The 15,802-nt window shown below is 62.7% G+C and carries 18 protein-coding genes; 10 read left to right on the top strand and 8 right to left on the bottom strand.

Annotated features, from left to right (window positions below; genetic code table 11):
- Positions 1-14: 14 nt before the first annotated feature.
- On the top strand, positions 15-242 hold the full coding sequence (locus tag G5S42_RS10245; protein WP_176106645.1) for a hypothetical protein: 228 nt from the start codon (positions 15-17) through the stop codon (positions 240-242).
- Here the strand turns inward: G5S42_RS10245 and G5S42_RS10240 are convergent.
- Positions 208-573 carry a LysR substrate-binding domain-containing protein gene (locus tag G5S42_RS10240; RefSeq protein WP_246391920.1) on the bottom strand — a complete coding sequence of 122 codons (366 nt, stop codon included), beginning with the start codon at positions 571-573 and terminating at the stop codon, positions 208-210. The genes G5S42_RS10245 and G5S42_RS10240 overlap by 35 nt on opposite strands.
- Before the next feature lie 181 nt (positions 574-754).
- Between G5S42_RS10240 and G5S42_RS10235 the strand changes: the two genes are divergently transcribed.
- Complete coding sequence (locus G5S42_RS10235) at positions 755-1,690, top strand: DMT family transporter (RefSeq protein WP_176106644.1); 936 nt, start codon at positions 755-757, stop codon at positions 1,688-1,690.
- Here the strand turns inward: G5S42_RS10235 and G5S42_RS10230 are convergent.
- Positions 1,687-2,370 (bottom strand): response regulator transcription factor, encoded by a 684-nt coding sequence (locus G5S42_RS10230; protein WP_176106643.1) that lies wholly within the window; start codon positions 2,368-2,370, stop codon positions 1,687-1,689. The two genes, G5S42_RS10235 and G5S42_RS10230, sit on opposite strands and share 4 nt — an antisense overlap.
- Before the next feature lie 379 nt (positions 2,371-2,749).
- Here G5S42_RS10230 and G5S42_RS10225 point away from each other — a divergent pair, with 379 nt between their 5' ends.
- Positions 2,750-3,442 carry a phosphatase PAP2 family protein gene (locus G5S42_RS10225; RefSeq protein WP_176106642.1) on the top strand — a complete coding sequence of 231 codons (693 nt, stop codon included), beginning with the start codon at positions 2,750-2,752 and terminating at the stop codon, positions 3,440-3,442.
- A gap of 57 nt (positions 3,443-3,499) precedes the next feature.
- Here G5S42_RS10225 and G5S42_RS10220 read toward each other — a convergent pair whose 3' ends face one another.
- The gene (locus G5S42_RS10220; protein WP_176106641.1) at positions 3,500-4,429 is read right to left on the bottom strand and encodes a LysR family transcriptional regulator; all 930 of its coding nucleotides are present in this window, start codon (positions 4,427-4,429) and stop codon (positions 3,500-3,502) included.
- Between the two features lie 87 nt (positions 4,430-4,516).
- On the opposite strand from G5S42_RS10220, the gene G5S42_RS10215 reads away from it, so the two are divergent.
- Together G5S42_RS10215 and G5S42_RS10210 are read left to right on the top strand one after the other, a co-directional pair.
- On the top strand, positions 4,517-5,050 hold the full coding sequence (locus G5S42_RS10215; protein WP_176106640.1) for a DUF8737 domain-containing protein: 534 nt from the start codon (positions 4,517-4,519) through the stop codon (positions 5,048-5,050).
- A 274-nt stretch (positions 5,051-5,324) separates the two neighbouring features.
- Positions 5,325-6,137: a DUF4377 domain-containing protein gene (locus G5S42_RS10210; protein WP_176106639.1), complete on the top strand. Its 813-nt coding sequence runs from the start codon at positions 5,325-5,327 to the stop codon at positions 6,135-6,137.
- Positions 6,138-6,195: 58 nt separating this feature from the next.
- Here G5S42_RS10210 and G5S42_RS10205 read toward each other — a convergent pair whose 3' ends face one another.
- Positions 6,196-6,486, bottom strand: coding sequence for a hypothetical protein (locus G5S42_RS10205; protein ID WP_176106638.1), 291 nt, complete (start codon positions 6,484-6,486; stop codon positions 6,196-6,198).
- A gap of 110 nt (positions 6,487-6,596) precedes the next feature.
- On the opposite strand from G5S42_RS10205, the gene G5S42_RS10200 reads away from it, so the two are divergent.
- The gene (locus G5S42_RS10200; RefSeq protein WP_176106637.1) at positions 6,597-7,562 is read left to right on the top strand and encodes a GlxA family transcriptional regulator; all 966 of its coding nucleotides are present in this window, start codon (positions 6,597-6,599) and stop codon (positions 7,560-7,562) included.
- Positions 7,563-7,566: 4 nt separating this feature from the next.
- On the opposite strand, the gene G5S42_RS10195 is transcribed toward G5S42_RS10200, so the two are convergent.
- The 4 genes from G5S42_RS10195 to G5S42_RS10180 all read right to left on the bottom strand — a co-directional run bounded on the left by G5S42_RS10195 (position 7,567) and on the right by G5S42_RS10180 (position 11,688).
- A complete protein-coding gene (locus G5S42_RS10195) occupies positions 7,567-8,214 on the bottom strand; it encodes an energy transducer TonB (protein WP_176106636.1) in 648 nt (215 codons plus the stop codon).
- An 88-nt stretch (positions 8,215-8,302) separates the two neighbouring features.
- Positions 8,303-8,701: an ExbD/TolR family protein gene (locus G5S42_RS10190; protein WP_176106635.1), complete on the bottom strand. Its 399-nt coding sequence runs from the start codon at positions 8,699-8,701 to the stop codon at positions 8,303-8,305.
- Positions 8,698-9,321 (bottom strand): MotA/TolQ/ExbB proton channel family protein, encoded by a 624-nt coding sequence (locus G5S42_RS10185; RefSeq protein ID WP_176106634.1) that lies wholly within the window; start codon positions 9,319-9,321, stop codon positions 8,698-8,700. Before G5S42_RS10185 ends, G5S42_RS10190 begins: the two co-directional genes overlap by 4 nt.
- Positions 9,322-9,342: 21 nt before the next feature.
- On the bottom strand, positions 9,343-11,688 hold the full coding sequence (locus G5S42_RS10180; protein ID WP_176106633.1) for a TonB-dependent receptor: 2,346 nt from the start codon (positions 11,686-11,688) through the stop codon (positions 9,343-9,345).
- 420 nt (positions 11,689-12,108) lie between these two features.
- On the opposite strand from G5S42_RS10180, the gene G5S42_RS10175 reads away from it, so the two are divergent.
- The 4 genes from G5S42_RS10175 to G5S42_RS10160 all read left to right on the top strand — a co-directional run bounded on the left by G5S42_RS10175 (position 12,109) and on the right by G5S42_RS10160 (position 15,796).
- A complete protein-coding gene (locus G5S42_RS10175) occupies positions 12,109-12,531 on the top strand; it encodes a MarR family winged helix-turn-helix transcriptional regulator (RefSeq protein ID WP_176106632.1) in 423 nt (140 codons plus the stop codon).
- Between the two features lie 83 nt (positions 12,532-12,614).
- Positions 12,615-13,037, top strand: coding sequence for a MarR family winged helix-turn-helix transcriptional regulator (locus G5S42_RS10170; protein ID WP_176106631.1), 423 nt, complete (start codon positions 12,615-12,617; stop codon positions 13,035-13,037).
- Between the two features lie 79 nt (positions 13,038-13,116).
- Complete coding sequence (locus G5S42_RS10165; protein ID WP_176106630.1) at positions 13,117-14,217, top strand: HlyD family secretion protein; 1,101 nt, start codon at positions 13,117-13,119, stop codon at positions 14,215-14,217.
- A gap of 7 nt (positions 14,218-14,224) precedes the next feature.
- The gene (locus tag G5S42_RS10160) at positions 14,225-15,796 is read left to right on the top strand and encodes a DHA2 family efflux MFS transporter permease subunit (protein WP_176106629.1); all 1,572 of its coding nucleotides are present in this window, start codon (positions 14,225-14,227) and stop codon (positions 15,794-15,796) included.
- Positions 15,797-15,802 lie beyond the last annotated feature (6 nt).

Below are 15,802 nucleotides of genomic sequence, written 5' to 3'. Positions count from 1 at the left end.
GAGTTCGCCCGCTCATGAAGTCTCTTTGCTTCGCAGCATTTCTCGTTTTCGCTGCCGGCTGCACGTCGACCTCGCCGCCGGCGAATCCTCAGGCGGCGCATGATACGAACGCCTACATACTGCACGCTCCCGACGCCGCTGCGAGACCACCGCGACTTACCGTCGGCACCAGCTATTCCGACACGCAACTGATTCTGCCGTGGTTCCTCAACGACCTGATCGACTTCGTGAACTATCGCTAGTCTGAAAACTGCATCTCGTGTCTGTCAGAAATCGCCGCACTTCGGCTGCTAACCAGTCGCGAAGCGCGGAGACCTTGGGATGATCGCGATTGCCGACGCGATAGACCAGATCATAGCCGCGCTCGACTTTCAGGCGAATGTCGGGAAACGGCGCGACGAGGCGTCCAGCCACGATGTCATCGCCTACCAGGGCACTGCGTCCGAGGGCTATGCCTTCACCACGAAAAGCTGCCTCGATGGCCATGCTTCCATGACTGTATGCGGGACCTCGACCTCTGCGATTCCTGGCCACGTCTGCATAGGCGAACCACTGTTCCCAATTGGCCAACATCCGGTCTTCATGTAGCAGCGTGCAACGAACATAGTGGGCCGTTATGTGTGAGTTTTGCTCACGCATTATATGACGACAAATCGTTTGTCAACGAGCCGCGCGGCCGCGAATATCTCCATTCAATGTCTTTTCCGCACCAACGCCAATGTCGAGCCCAAGCCTGAGTGATGCCCGTTCCGGGATGGTCGCTAACGACCACGCAGCCAAGACGGTGACGATGCGCAGTTTCGGCGCATTGATGGTCCTCGCGGTGATGTGGGGACTATCGATACCGGTGACCAAACTGGGACTCGAGTCGCTACCGCCGCTGACGCTCACCGCAATGCGCTTTGCCGTAGCCGTGCCGCTACTGCTCATCTTCGCGGTGGGCCGGCATCCGTTGCCGCGGCACGCATGGCCGCGCGTCGCCATGCTAGGCGTGCTGGGCATCGGCATCGGACAGGTCGCGCAGACTTTTGGTGTCTCGGGCACCTCGGCGTCTGTCGGCACCATCATCTCCGCGACCATTCCGGTTTTTATCGTGTTCTTTGCGGCGCTGCGCCTCAAACAGCATGTATCGGGTTGGCAAAAGCTGGGACTGCTCGCGGGATTCGCGGGCATCGCGTTGGTCGCGTTCGCCCGCGAGCACGGCGCAGCGACGCTGTCCGATACCACCGCGGGCGGTGCAATTTGCGTGCTGCTGTCCGCGCTCGCCATTGCGTTCTATTACGTCTGGAGCGTCGAACTCACGACCGCATATGGCACTGCGACGGTAGCAGCCTGGAGTACGCTGTTCGGCTTCATAGCACTGCTGCCGTGGGCGGCGTGGGAGATGTGGCACGTTCCATTTCACGTAGCCACGCAGGGTGTATCAGCCGCGGTATATCTCGGGGTGATGGTGACTGTTGCCGGCCTGTTTATGTGGCTCAACCTGCTGCGTATCGTTCCAGCGCGGGTTGCCGCGAGCGTTCAGTTCCTTCAGCCGGTCTTCGGCATCGCCGCTGCATCGTTGATGTTCGGCGACAGGGTCGGTCCATCCTTCGTGGTCGGCGTGGCTCTCGTGCTGGCCGGACTCGCGCTCACGATGGTTTCTCGCAACGAGGTGGGTAACCGGGCTCAAAACGGCAACGTCCGCTAGCCAGCGAAGCGGACTTTCGAGTCGGGTGTTCTCAGACAATAGCCTGCGCCGCGAACCGTCACGATCCGTCCTGCTCCGATTTTTCGTCGCAAGCCACACACCTGCACTTCGATGGCATTGCTGGCGATTTCCTCGCGTGGATCGCATATCCTCGCTTCAAGTTCTGAGCGAGTGAAAACGCGCGCCGGGTCTTCGATCAGCGCCTGTAGCAGAGCGAACCCGCGCGGCGCCAGCGTGAGCGGCTCTCCATGCAGGGTGACTCGATGAGAGGCTGCATCCAGCATGAGGCCGTCGTACGCCAGAACGGGAACCGTCCGTACCACTCTGCGACGCGTCAACGCGCGTACGCGCGCCGCAAGTTCATCGACGTCGAATGGTTTGACCAGGTAATCGTCCGCGCCTGCGTCGAGTGCGGCAATACAAGTTTCCAGTTCCCTCTGTGCCGTCACGATGATGACGAAGGCATGGCCACCGCACTCTCGATAACGCTTCAACGCGTCAATAACGTCGATTCCCGACAGGTCGGGGTCGAGCATGACGAGGTCGTACAAGCTGCAGTCCGGCCAACTCATGGGCTCGCCAACGACACTCATCCAGTCGACGATATGGCCCGCACGTCGCAACGTATCCACGGCCGGCAGAGCGATCGACTCATCCTTTCCCATCAACAGCAACTGCATCGCAACAGATCCCTTGAATGCGCGTCGGTTATTCGTCTTGTCCGGTTCGGCGCGATCGTAAGGTAATCATGCTGAAGAATTGCTTAAGAGAAGCAGGCTGGCGGGTCGCGAGGGTTGACGTCGTTGATTGTCGTGTTTGGCGAGGAAGGCTTTCAGCACGGGTTCCGTTAAGTGCAAACGTTCGCTATCGCACCGATTGTTCGAAAATTATTGCGGACACTAGGATGGCGGTCGTTTTCAAGCTTCGATGCACGCCAACGAAATGGCGGACTAGCTCACTGCATGAAAGGCCCCATCAACCATCCACCGCAGGTCGCCCGGCTGCGCGACGTAGAAACGTCGAATCGATCCCTGCGCGATAAACGCACCTGAGCAACGAATGGACCCTTTCGATACCGCAATCCAAACCTTCCTGACGCACATGGCGCCGAATTGCGCCACGTTGAACCACGCGATAAGAATCATCGCGGACCTATACACATTCAAGGGCCTGGTGCTCATGCCCGCATTGTGGTGGATATGGTGCAAACGCAGCCAGCGTGGCGATTGGGAGCGTGAAATGGTCGTCGCGACGATCGCGAGCGGCCTCCTTGCGCTCGCGATATTCAGACTCGTCTCGCATTATTTGCCATTCCGTACGCGGCCTCTTTTTAATCCTGAGCTACACCTGAATTTTCCATCGGGTGGTCTGGATGCGGCCGTGTTGCCAGCCTGGAGTTCATTCCCGAGTGACCACGCGATGCTGTGGATTTCGGTCGCAACCGGGATCTTTCTGGTGTCCCGCGGCGTCGGTGTGCTCGCGCTTTTATACACCACGATCTTCATATGTCTGCCCCGCGTTTATCTCGGATGGCACTATCCGACCGACATAATCGCGGGTGCGGCGATCGGAGCGACCATCACATGGATAATGACTCGGGACGCCGTTAGAACACCTATTGCGGCGCCGATTCTGAGGTGGATGCACAGATTTCCCGGGCCCTCCTATACGCTGTCGTTTGCTTTGTGTTTTGAACTGGTCACGCAGTTCAACGAGTTATTAGTTCTGGGGCGGTCGATATTACAGGGCTAATGAGTTGGAATCCGCTCCGAGGCCAGTCCCTGGGCGAGGTGCTGTGAGATCAGGCAATCAGTGTCCATTCTGGGTACTTGCCGTGCGGCGCTTCACATGATCGATGAACGCACGCAGCTTCGGCATGATCTGCCGGCGGCTCGGATAGTAGAGAAACACGCCAGGGATCATCGGCGCATACGCATCCAGAACGCGTACGAGCTTTCCGGTTCGCAACCCCTCGGCGGCCATCGGCTCGGGTAGCTGGGCAAGGCCGATGCCCGCGTTCGCCGCACCCAGCATGCCCAGAAAATCGCTGGCGATGAAAGGACCGGAAACGGCGAGCTCGATCGGCTGGCCGTTGTCGTTGAACGACCACGACGCGAGCGCGCCGCTGGAGCGCCGCCAGCGAATGCAGGCATGCGTACGCAGATCGTCGATGTGTTCGGGGCGGCCGCGCGCCGCGAAATAGCCGGGACTCCCCACCACGACGAAGCGGAATGGCGCCGTCAACGGCACCGCGACCATGTCGGCGGCAACGAACTGGCCCAGCCGGATGCCGGCGTCGAAGCCTTCCGCCGCAAGATCGATCAGTTCCTTGCTGGCCGCGATCTCGACCTCGACCTCTGGATTGGCCTCGCAGAACGACGCGATCAGCGGCTCCAGCAGGATCGGCACGACCGCGCGCGGCACCGAAAGACGCAACAGGCCGGACGGCCGCTCGCCGAGTCCGCGCGCCACCTCGCTGGCGGCGACGAGTTCCTCGAAAGCGGGTTTGGCGCGCGCCAGAAAGCGCTCGCCGGCTTCGGTCAAGCCGACGCTGCGCGTCGTGCGAATGAAAAGCGTCGCGCCGATGCGCGCTTCGAGCACACGCACCGCCTGACTGACCGCCGACGGCGTCACGCCGAGCGCCGCGGCGGCCCCGCGAAAACTGCGATGCTCGGCCACGCTGAGGAAGACTTCGACGCCGTCGAGTGCACCCTGCCTGACTGTGAAGTTCTGCTTCATAGCCTGTCAACATTGTGAGGAATAGTCGCTCGCGCGAGACGATGGTACACCTATCACCTGCGCATCCAACATTCGACAGGAGGCACCATGTCAGCGCGGCTTCTCTTTCAGATGCATCTCGTTCTGGGCTACGTTGCCTGGTTGTTGTGCTTCGGCACCTACGTGTGGCCGAAGCTCAGGTCGATGGCGCCGTTCGACGCGCAACGCGCGATCGCCACCTTGCACAGCTTCCGTTTCTTCGGGCTCGCGTTCCTGCTGCCTGGCGTCGTCAGTCCGCAACTGTCCGCGAGCTTCGCCGCGTTCGCCGCTTATGGGGATTTCGCCACGGGCGTGCTGGCGATGCTGGCCTTGCTGACGGCGCGGATACGGCCGCTTTTCTGGTCGTTCGTGGTTGCTTTCAATCTGGTCGGTATGGCCGATCTGCTTGTCGACTACTACCACGCGACAGCGGCCGATCTGCCCGCGCATTCAGGAGAACTGGGCGCCATGTACGCGATCCCGATCATCTATGTACCGACGCTGGCGATCACGCACGTTGCCGCCTTTTATCTGATGCTGCGTCCCCGGCTCAGGAGACTTCACGCCGCGCCTGCCGTGCGTCGCGACATATCCAAGGCGTAGCCGGCGTTACCTGCCGCAGTTCGGTAACCTAATCAACAATCCAGGCAAACATCGAATAGCATATTTCCGCCATCTACCTGCGTTATGCTGTCGGTCGTCGAGTCGATGCTCGCGGCCTGAGCGACGCAGGTGCGCAAACCCGGCGTAATGTGGCCGGGTGGTGACCTTCACTGGCTTTTCCGGCTTTCGGGTATGCGACCTGATGCTCGCGTCCGTTCGCCAGGCGACGCGGGCCAACGCCCGGAACAACCACTGAACTCACCGAGGTGCCGACGTGAAATACCGCATGCTCCTGCTGCCGCTCGTTCTCGCCGCGTGCGCGCAGACACCCGAAGTGACAGCGCCGGCTCCCGCGGCGACCACGGCCGCGGCGAACCCGGCGGCGCCGACCGGCACCGATCAGCTGACCCGCTACCACTGGCAGCTGAGCAACGCGATCGACAGCCACGGCAACCGCATCGATGCGCTGTTCGCCCGCCCGGACAAACCGGTGCAACTGGACTTCAGTCCGTATCGGATCACCGTCGTCAATAGCTGCAACAACATGGGAGCGGGTTACACGGTGAGGAAGGGATATCTGCAGATCGGCCCGATGGTCACCACGATGATGGCCTGCAACGACCCCGCGCTTGCCGCACTCGACGATGCGATCTCGCAGCGAGTGCGCGGCAGCGTCAACGTGAACCTGCTCGCGCGCGACAACGGGCCGCGCCTGCAACTCGTCACGGATAACGGCGATACGCTGAGCTTTACCGGCGTGCCGACGGCCGAGACGCGCTACGGCGGCCCCGGTCAAATTGCGTTCCTGGAGGTGGCGCCGCAGTCGGTGCCGTGCACCCATCCGTTGATGCCGGACGGGCAATGTCTGCTCGTGCGCGAACGCTTCTTCGACGAGCAGGGGCTGGCCACCGGCACGCCCGGTCCGTGGCAGCCGCTCAATCAGAATATCGAAGGCTATACGCACACGCCGGGCATCCGTAACGTGGTGCGCGTCAAGCGTTTTACGATCAGGAACCCGCCTGCCGACGGGCCGTCGGTGGCTTATGTACTGGACCTCCTGGTTGAATCGGAGAAGGTCGGGCAGTGATGCTTCTGCAAGCGTGCCACCGGCCAGGCCGGCGGCACCGTTCATCCCGCCAGCAACATCAACCCTTCTGAATCAGCCGCCCGAGCGGCGCGAGCGGTCCCACCGGCAAATACTCATACTTCATCAGCCCGTCGGCCACGAGCGGCAACGCGTCGAGTATCGACCTGGCCTCGTCGACCGATGCGACGTTCATCAGGAAGATCGGCCCCGCCTTGTCGCGGAACCAGAACTGCTCGATCTTGCCGTCCAGATAGAACTGCAGAGTGGCCGGCACCTCGTGAGGCAAATGCTGCTGCAGCTTGTCCGGGGTGAGGGTCGGTTGTGCGGATGCGATGGCGAAAACTTTCATCAGTGACCTCCTTGGTCGACGTTCGTTGCGATGTACAACGGAGTTCACTGTAGCCCTCGGCCGGAAAAAGCTGTATCGTCGCAAATGACAACTTTAGGGTCATTTACGCCATGCGCATCGCGATCCTCGCCCTGCAGGGGCTGTTCGACACCGGCCTCACCGTCATGCTCGACGCGTTCTCGCTCGCCAACCGGTTCGCGGCCGCGAAAATGGGCGGGCGGCCGCACTTCGATCTGTCGATCGTCGGCGTGCGCAGGAAGGTCCAGTCGGGGCAGGGGTTCGCCATCCCCGTGCAAGCGATCACCGCCGACCTGAGACCGGACTGGGTGGTCATTCCCGCGCTCGGCACCGGCACACCGGAGCAACTGGTGCCGGCGCTCGAACGGCCGGACGTGCGCGACGCCACGGAGCAATTGCTCGCGTGGCATGCAGAGGGCACGTTGCTCGCCGCGTCGTGCATCGGCACGTTCCTCGTCGCGGAAACCGGACTCCTGGATCATCGCGAAGCGACCACGACCTGGTGGCTGAGTCCATTGTTCCGGCAACGCTATCCGGCGGTGCTGCTCGACGAGTCGCGCATGCTGGTGCCAACGGAGGTCGGGGTGACGGCGGGGGCGGCGATGGGGCATCTCGATCTCGCGCTGTGGCTGATCCGTCGCGCGAGCCCCGAACTGGCCGCGCTCGTGTCGCGCTATCTGCTCGCAGATCTGCGCTCATCGCAGGCACCGTACATCATTCCCAACCACCTGGCGCAGGCCGATCCGCTGATTCAGCGCTTCGAGCGATGGGCGCGCGATCATCTGAAGGAAGGGTTCTCGCTGCAGCACGCGGCGGCCGCACTGGCGACGAGCGCGCGCACGCTGCAGCGTCGTTGCCGGGACGTGCTCGGCAAATCGCCGTTGGCGTACTTTCAGGATCTGCGTGTCGAGCATGCGCAGTCGCTGCTGCATGGCAGCGGCCTCGGCATCGACGCGATCGCGGCCGAGGTCGGTTATGTCGACGGTGCCACGTTACGCACGCTGTTGCGCCAACGACTCGGCAAAGGTGTGCGTGATCTGCGTGCGGATCTGCGGTGAGGGCTCAGCTGACGTTGAAATGCACGCGGACGTCCTGCGTGCTTTCGACGGGCCGGCCGTCGCGCAGCGCGGGAAAAAAGCGCCAGCGCCGCAACGCGACGAGCAGCAGCTGATTGAGACGGGGGTTCGGTGTTGCCCGAACGAGCTCGACGTCGACCGAGCCATCGGCGTGGATCGTGAAGCGGGCTGTCGCCGTTGTTTGATAGGCCTGTTCGCGCAGGTCGTCGGGCAGGGACGGCAATGGTTGCGAAATGGAGCGGGCGGCGGTGTCGGAGCTTGTTGAGGCGCTCGGCGCGGCGTCGTGCTGTGCGGATGATTGCCGAGATCCCGCGGCAGCCGTTTGTTCCGGCCGCTCATCTTGCGGCGGGTGTTGCGCTGGACTTGCAACCGGTGCAGACGGCGTTGCGGCGGCGGTCGTCGTCTGCGTTCGTGGCTCGCCTGGCGCAGGCGGCATCGCGCGACGCATCGATGTGCGCGATTGCGTCTGCAGATGCGTTGGTGCCTGTTTCGCCGGAACCGGGGTAGCAGGTTGCGGCGTGCGGGATTCTGACGCCGCGGGTTCGTCGAGCACGACGACTTGCATATCCAGCGGAGCAGGCGGCGGGACTGGCCGGGCCGGCCTGAGCAATCCGGCAGACAGCGTGACCAGCATCAGCAGCCAGATACCGAGCGCGATCAGAGTCGCGATGGCAGTACGCAGCGTCTTCGCAGCGCGTCTCTCGAACCAATCGCGGCGACCTTCAATCACGATGCACGGCGATCAGAAAGTGTTCGGCGCCCGCGCGACGCGCCGCGAGCATCGCCTGCACGACCGCGCCGTGACCCGCGTGATCGTCGGCCGCGATCACGACGTTACCGTCCGCGCGCAGCAGGCGCTTTACTTCGGGCTCGATCTGATCCGCGCGAACGACATGGCGATTGACTGAGACCTCGTCGTTGCCGCTCACCGATATCGTCAGCGGCTCGCTCGTGCTGATCGGCTGCGCGTGTCCCGAAGGCAGATTGATTCGCACCGCATCGAGACGCTGCATTGTGAGCGAGGCGAGCATGAAGGTCGCGAGCAGAAAGAACATCACGTCGATCATCGGAATGATTTCAATGCGGCCGCGCCGCGAGGCGCGCGAGCGTTTGAGTTTCATCCTCGCTCTCCGCGCGTCTCGTGCTGCAGGCGCAGTGCGCTGAGTCGCGCGTTGGCGAACAGTTCAAGGTCATCCATCAGACGCTCGAGCCGTCGTGAAAAATAATTGAACGCGAACAGCGCGAAGACCGCGACGATCAATCCAATCGCGGTTGCCACCAGCGACTGCGCGACCCCGCCCGTGACACCGCCCGGATCGACGAGCCCATTGCCGCCGAACAGCTGGAACGATTTCATCATCCCGACGATCGTGCCGAGCAGGCCGAGCAGCGGCGCCGCCGTGACGATCGTTTCGAGCAGCCACAGACCTCGCCCCATGTCGCGCTCGATCTGCGACGCGATCGATTGCGCCGACGCCTCGCGCAGCCACATCGGCGCATTCGTTTCTGGCTGCCACGGCGCGGCCATGCGCCGAAACGCGTGGTACGGGGCGAGACCGTCGAGCCGGTGGTCATCGGCTGACGCGGGTTGCAGAAGACGCGCCGGTGCGCTTGCGAAGCGGGCAAACACATAGGCCCGCTCGATGATGATCGTCAACGCGAGCACGCCGAGCACGCTGAGCGGATACATGATCCATCCGCCAGTACGCATCGCCGCGATAAACCCTGTCCATTCCTGCATGATGGTTCTCCTAACGGTCGTTCAGAAGTACTTCGTCACGCCCGCATAGACGGCGAAATGCGGACCGTACTGCGGCGCGCCGACGCCGATGCCCGAACCATCGCGCAACTGGTAAACGCGGTTGAATGCGTTGATGACCACCAACCGCGCATCGAACTTGCCGATCATTGGCTCGTTGAAGTGCTGGATCGCGCCGAGGTTGAACTGCGCATAAACGGGCAGACGATCGGTGTTCGCAAAGCCGCTGCGCAGACCCGAGCCGACGATGCCGTCGAACGTGAAGGTAGTTTGGTGAAAGTCGTAGGCCGCGCCGAACGATGCCGTCACGCGCTGGTCGTGATCGAGAAACACCCAGTGGTTCGAGATGAATGCCAGCTCGTCCGCGTCGAAGTTGAACTGCGCGGAGTTGATGTTCTTACCTTGCGCGCGGCTATAGGCGAGGTTCAGATACGCGGAGAGGTTGTCCTGTTTGTAGTTGGCGGTGAATTCCACACCATACGTTTTGCCGTATTGATAGTTGAACGGCGTGAAGATCAGCGCGGAGCCGAACTGTCCTTCGTCGAGCAGGTCGGTCGATTTCTTGTAGTACGCGTCGAGTCCTAGCGTGACGGAAGGGCCGAGCTTCTGCGTGATGCCGAGGTCGAAGTAGTGGCTGCGTTCCGGCTGTACGGGATCGTTCTGGGTTGTCGGACTCTGATTGGTCGTACCGTTGAATTTCGATATCGTCGAGCCGGATACGAGTTCGAACGGCGGTGGCGTGAAGTAGCGCGCGTAGCCGGCGTGCAGTGTCGTCGACGGTGTGAGCGTGTAGACGAGGCCCACGCGCGGGCTCAACTGGCTCGCGCTCGTGTACTCGTCCATGCGGTCGTAGCGCAAGCCATAGTTCAGCGTGAGCCGATCGGTCAGCTTCCATTCGTCCTGGGCGTACAGGCTGTACAGATAGCCGGTCTTGCTACTGCTGTCCTGGATGTTGAAGGGTACGTCGGAGAGCTGGTTGCCGTTCGCGTCGGCGGGGAAGACGGTCACGCTGTTGTCGAATACCGCATGCTCCTGCTGGAAGAAAACACCCGCGCGAACCGTGTGACTGTCGTTGACGCGCCAGGTCGTATCGACCTGCACGCCGTTGGCCGTGTTGCTATGGAAGTCCTCCGATGCCACGCCGTTGAACATCAGGTCGCCGATCGGATCGGGATTGAACTTCGTGCGCGTGTAGCGCGTGAAGAAGGCGACCTGGTAGTCGAGCGCGCCGCCGTTGGTGCCCTGAAGCGCCAGCGCCGCGAAGTTGTTCAGCTCCGATTGCGTTTCGTTAAGTTGCGACGAATCGAACGTGGTGTGGTCGGCGAGCGCGAAGTTCGGCGTCAACCCCGGCGTGTTCGGAATCTCGAACTGGTTGCTGGTCGCGCCGAACAGCAGGCTCACGCGCGTGAGCGGGTTGATCAGATACGACAGATAGCCGAACGCATTGCCCTCGCGCGTGTGATCGTGAATCGCATTGGCGCTTGCGGTCGGATTCTCGATGCCGAGGTTGTTCATGCCGAGCGAGCCGCTCAGGTAGTAGCTGAACGGTCCTTGGCTGCCGAACACATCGGCACTCGTTTTGACGGTCTGATGGCTGCCGCCGAACACGTCGATCGAGCCCCCGCTGCCCGTGTCGCCCGATTTGGTGCGAATGTCGACGATCCCGGCCGTGCGGTAGCCGTACTGCGCGGGCAGGGCGCCGGTGAGCAGGTTCAGCTGATCGATGATGCGCGTGTCGAGCGACTGGCCGAAGCCGCTGATCGGCTCTGGAATGATGATGCCGTTGATCCGGTATTGCAGATTGGCGTGCTCGCCGCGCACGTGCAACTGGCCGAACGAGTCGTTGGCGACGCCGGGCGCTTGCAGCAAGACCTGATTGAGCGGCGTGTTCGCGCCCGCCGGCATCGTATCGATATCCGCCTGCGTGAACCGGTAGACGCTGCTGCCCGTCTCGGGCAGCAGGCCGTTGCGCGCCGCGTTCAGACGTCGAGCGTTGACCTGCACGTCGAGTGTGTCGCTCTTTTGCAGTTGCACGCTGACGCTCGCCGGGGCGCCGGACTGGGTCGTCGCGATGCTGCTGCCGCTCGCAAAGCCGGTAGCGGTGACGACGATCGCATACGTGCCGGGTGCCACCCCGTCGATCGAGAAATGGCCCGACGTGTCCGTGCTGGACATGTTGACGGAGGCGCCGCTCGCGTCCTGTATCTCGACTTTCGCGTGAGCGACGGGATGTCCCAGAGGATCGGAGACAGTTCCCGTCAATACGGCGTTGCCCGGCGCGCCCCATGCGCCCGAGATGACGGCACAGAACACGATCGCCGCCTGCGCGGTTGTTGTGCGTTTTTTCATTGTTGTTGCTCGCTCTATGGACGATGCGATTGATGAATCGAAAGTGTTCGGCAATAGCTCACCGACCTCGCCCCTGGCTGGCAAGGGAAGGACAGGCGAACTGGAGGTGGACGACGGGCGACGGCAAGCCCGTCGATCAATCAGGACGACGTTTCGATGGGAACGGGAGGCAACTTGGTCATAAGCGGCGATTGAGTATGGACAGTCCGCTCATAGGTCGGACGGATTTTGTTGAGCGTCGCGGTGGGCGCATCTGAGACAACGACAGCGCCGGAGCACCGATCTCCAGAAATGTTATAACATAACAAGCGAGGCTGGCAAGTCGCAAACTCAACGCGCCGTCGCGCTACCGACGAGGCATTTACCAGCCGCTCACAGAAAAACTTGACACCGTGCATATGCACACATAGACTTGCTTGCATGAACCGCCCTGTCTCCTACGACGAATGCAACTGCTTTGCGCTGCGCCAGGCGGCGCGGCATGTCACGCAGATCTACGAGCGCCATCTCGGCAGCGTGGGGCTGACGGCTGCGCAGTTCACGATTCTGGCAAAGCTCGCGCGCACCCCGAACCTGCCGATGGCGGAGCTCGCGGACGCGATGGTCATGGAGCGCACCACGCTGGTCCGCGCAATGAAGCCGCTGCAGCGCGACGGCCTCGTGCTGGCCGAAGCGGCGGACCACGACAACCGCACGCTGCTGTTCAGCCTGACGGAAAAGGGCGAAACCACCTTCGATCAGGCCTCGGTCGCATGGCGCGCCGCGCAGGACGAATTCGAAAAGAAGTTCGGTCGCGCCCGCGCGAAGACGCTGCGCGCGGAGCTGTTCAGCATCACCGACTAGAGCGGCACCGGAACCCGCCTCGGCGGGTTTTATAACGCCGCTTTGTGTGCATATGCACTAATGAACAAAGGGAAGTGCAGCGAATGGAAGCGCTCCTAGACGACGACTGCTTTGCGATCCGCCAGGCTGCGCGTCACGTATCGCAGATTTATGACCGGCATCTGTCGAATGTCGGCCTGACCATCACGCAGTTTTCGCTGCTGGGGCGTCTGAAGCACACCGGCCCGATGACGATGAAGCAGATAGCCGAAGCCATGCGCATGCAGCGCACCACGCTGGTCCGCACGATCCAGCCGCTGCGCCGCGACGGGCTCGTGTCGAGCGAGGCACTGGGCGCGGATGCGCGCACGCTGCTGATCTCGCTGACACCCGAGGGCGAACAGCGGCTAGCCTCAGCCCGCGCGTATTGGTACGCCGCGCAGGCCGAGTTCGAGCACCGCTTCGGCGTGAAGCGCGCGGCCGCGCTGCGCAGCGAGCTATTTGCCATCACCAAAGTTTCGCTTTGACATAAACGCTGAAGGTAGCAGGCCGGCGCACTGCGCCGTTTTTTTCAACCTGAAGAGTGCATACGCACATATCGACATCATGTCCACAACTCCCTCGACCGTCGCGCCCCCGAGCGCGGTACAACCCGCCCGAGCGGCGCGGCGTATCCCGTGGATGCTGCTCGCGATTCTGTCCGTTCTCGTCGTGCTGGCGCTGGCCACGTCGCACTGGTTCTTCGTCGGCCGCTTCATCGAGACGACCGATGATGCCTACGTCGGCGGTGATGTCACGGTGATGGCGCCGAAGGTCAACGGCTTCGTCACCGAGGTGCTGGTGCGCGACAACGAGTTCGTGCACGCGAACCAGGTCCTGGTGCGACTCGACGCCCGCGATTACGACGCGCGTCTCGCGCAGGCCAACGCGGAAGTGGAAAGCGCGCAGGCCTCCGTCACCGAGCTCGAAGCAAAGAAATCGCTGCAACTCGCGGCGATCAACGAGCAGGCCGCGGAGGTCCGCGCGTCGGGCGCCGAGCTGACGCGCAGCGCGGCCGACCAGATACGCTACCGCGAGCTCGTGAAGGACGACGCGGTGTCGAACCAGGTCGTCGAGAAAGCCGATGCGGATCTGACCAAAGCGCGCGCCGCGGTCGATCGCAGCGGCGCGGCGCTGCTCGCGGCGCAACGCCAGATCGCGGTGCTCGACGCGCAGATCGGCGACGCGAAAGCGCGCATCGCGACCGCGCAGGCCGCCCAGCGCGTCGCCGCGTTGAACGTGGAATACACCACGATCCGCAGTCCGATCGACGGCTATGTCGGCAATCGGACCGCGCGCGTCGGGCTGCTCGCCAACACCGGCGTGTCGCTGCTGACCGTCGTACCCGCGAGCGGCCTGTGGATCGACGCGAACTTCAAGGAAGACCAGCTGCGCAAGATGCGCGCGGGCGACAGCGTCGAGGTCCAGCTCGACGCGTCGAATACCGCGCTGCACGGCGTGGTCGAAAGCCTTGCGCCGGCGACCGGCGCGACTTTCAGCGTATTGCCCGCGGAAAACGCGACCGGCAACTTCACGAAGATCGTGCAGCGCGTGCCGGTGCGCGTGCGCCTCGACGTGCCGAAGGACCTGCAAGGCGTGTTGCGTCCCGGCCTCTCCGCGACGGTGAAAGTGCACGTCGATGCGCGCCATCCGGCCGCGCAAGGATGAATCGATCATGACCGAAGTTCTCGACAACCCCGCCGACCAGCCGACCCGCACCAAGGTCTTCGCATTCGCGCTGATGTGCGTGGGCTTTTTCATGGCGACGCTCGATATCCAGATCGTCGCCTCGTCGCTGCGCGATATCGGTGGCGGGCTGTCCGCGAGCCAGGACGAACTGTCGTGGGTGCAGACCTCGTATCTGATCGCGGAGATCATCGTGATTCCGATGTCGGGGTGGCTCACGCGCGTGTTCTCGACGCGGTGGCTCTTCACGTTCTCCGCGCTCGGCTTCACGGTGACCAGCATGCTGTGCGGGCTCGCATGGGACATCAACTCGATGATCCTGTTTCGCGGTCTGCAAGGCGCGCTCGGCGCGGCGATGATCCCGACCGTGTTTACGACCGCGTTCGTGTTGTTTCCCGGCAAGCAGCGTCTGATCGCATCGACGACGATCGGCGCGCTCGCGTCGCTGGCACCGACGATCGGCCCGGTGATCGGCGGCTGGATCACGTCGCAATGGTCGTGGCACTGGCTGTTCTATCTGAACCTGGTGCCGGGCGTCGCCGTCACGCTGCTGGTGCCGAAGTACGTGCATATCGACAGGGTCGATCTGTCGCTGCTGAAGAAGGGCGACTACATCGGCATCCTGCTGATGTCGGGTTTTCTCGGCTGCCTCGAATACGTGCTCGAAGAAGGGCCGCGCAAGAACTGGTTCGGCGACGACGTTATCGTGCTGTGCGCGTGGGTCGCGGCGATCTGCGGGTTTCTGTTCCTCGTGCATGCGTTCACCGCGAGGGAACCGATCGTCGATCTACGCGCGCTTGCTCTGCGCAACTTCGGTATCGGCAGTCTGCTGTCGTTCATCACCGGGATCGGGATCTTCTGCACCGTGTTTCTGACGCCGGTGTTTCTTGCCCGCGTGCGCGGCTTCGATTCGTTGCAGATCGGTCTCGCGTTGCTGTCGGTCGGTTGTTTTCAGTTGCTCGCGCTTGGCGCTTACTCGACGCTCGCGCGCTTTGTCGATATGCGCTTGCTGATGGTGTTCGGCCTCGCGCTGTTCGGCATCGGCTGCTATCTGTACGTGCCGTTGACGAACCAATGGGGCTGGCAGCAGTTGCTGATTCCGCAAGCATTGCGCGGAATTGGCCAGCAGTTCTGTATTCCGCCGATCGTGACGATGGCGCTCGGCGCGCTGCCGCCGTCGCGGCTGCGCTCCGCGAGCGGGCTGTTCAATCTGATGCGTAATCTCGGCGGCGCGATCGGCATCGCAGTCAGCAGCACGATGTTGAACGACCGTCTGAATCTTCATTACGAACGGCTCGACGAACATCTGAACGCGGGCCGTCCGGTCGTCGAATCGATCTTGCAGAAGCAGGCCGAGTATCTGTCGGCAGTCGGCGGCAACGTATTGAATGCCGCGAATGCGGGGCTGGCCGAATTGCACGAGGCATTGATGCGCGAAGCGCTGGTGCTCGCGTTCTCCGATGCCTTTCTGGCGGTTGCGCTGTGCTTCGTGGTTGCCTTGCTGAGCGTGCTGTTCTCGCGCCCGTTCGGCAACACCGCGCCCCCGCCCGATGCCCACTAGGAGTCC

Origin of the sequence: Paraburkholderia youngii (genome assembly GCF_013366925.1) — a bacterium.
Lineage (GTDB): Bacteria > Pseudomonadota > Gammaproteobacteria > Burkholderiales > Burkholderiaceae > Paraburkholderia > Paraburkholderia youngii.
Note: the sequence above shows the minus strand (reverse complement) of the source record. Positions and strands in the feature narration are given on the sequence as shown.

What these genes read in the sequence shown, in the direction of transcription:
- G5S42_RS10245 (WP_176106645.1), top strand. Translation starts at nt 15, where the DNA reads ATGAAGTCTCTTTGCTTCGCAGCATTTCTCGTTTTCGCTGCCGGCTGC.
- G5S42_RS10240 (WP_246391920.1), bottom strand. Translation starts at nt 573, where the DNA reads ATGTTGGCCAATTGGGAACAGTGGTTCGCCTATGCAGACGTGGCCAGG.
- G5S42_RS10235 (WP_176106644.1), top strand. Translation starts at nt 755, where the DNA reads ATGGTCGCTAACGACCACGCAGCCAAGACGGTGACGATGCGCAGTTTC.
- G5S42_RS10230 (WP_176106643.1), bottom strand. Translation starts at nt 2,370, where the DNA reads ATGCAGTTGCTGTTGATGGGAAAGGATGAGTCGATCGCTCTGCCGGCC.
- G5S42_RS10225 (WP_176106642.1), top strand. Translation starts at nt 2,750, where the DNA reads ATGGACCCTTTCGATACCGCAATCCAAACCTTCCTGACGCACATGGCG.
- G5S42_RS10220 (WP_176106641.1), bottom strand. Translation starts at nt 4,429, where the DNA reads ATGAAGCAGAACTTCACAGTCAGGCAGGGTGCACTCGACGGCGTCGAA.
- G5S42_RS10215 (WP_176106640.1), top strand. Translation starts at nt 4,517, where the DNA reads ATGTCAGCGCGGCTTCTCTTTCAGATGCATCTCGTTCTGGGCTACGTT.
- G5S42_RS10205 (WP_176106638.1), bottom strand. Translation starts at nt 6,486, where the DNA reads ATGAAAGTTTTCGCCATCGCATCCGCACAACCGACCCTCACCCCGGAC.
- G5S42_RS10200 (WP_176106637.1), top strand. Translation starts at nt 6,597, where the DNA reads ATGCGCATCGCGATCCTCGCCCTGCAGGGGCTGTTCGACACCGGCCTC.
- G5S42_RS10195 (WP_176106636.1), bottom strand. Translation starts at nt 8,214, where the DNA reads ATGCTGGTCACGCTGTCTGCCGGATTGCTCAGGCCGGCCCGGCCAGTC.
- G5S42_RS10190 (WP_176106635.1), bottom strand. Translation starts at nt 8,701, where the DNA reads ATGAAACTCAAACGCTCGCGCGCCTCGCGGCGCGGCCGCATTGAAATC.
- G5S42_RS10185 (WP_176106634.1), bottom strand. Translation starts at nt 9,321, where the DNA reads ATGCAGGAATGGACAGGGTTTATCGCGGCGATGCGTACTGGCGGATGG.
- G5S42_RS10180 (WP_176106633.1), bottom strand. Translation starts at nt 11,688, where the DNA reads ATGAAAAAACGCACAACAACCGCGCAGGCGGCGATCGTGTTCTGTGCC.
- G5S42_RS10175 (WP_176106632.1), top strand. Translation starts at nt 12,109, where the DNA reads ATGAACCGCCCTGTCTCCTACGACGAATGCAACTGCTTTGCGCTGCGC.
- G5S42_RS10170 (WP_176106631.1), top strand. Translation starts at nt 12,615, where the DNA reads ATGGAAGCGCTCCTAGACGACGACTGCTTTGCGATCCGCCAGGCTGCG.
- G5S42_RS10165 (WP_176106630.1), top strand. Translation starts at nt 13,117, where the DNA reads ATGTCCACAACTCCCTCGACCGTCGCGCCCCCGAGCGCGGTACAACCC.
- G5S42_RS10160 (WP_176106629.1), top strand. Translation starts at nt 14,225, where the DNA reads ATGACCGAAGTTCTCGACAACCCCGCCGACCAGCCGACCCGCACCAAG.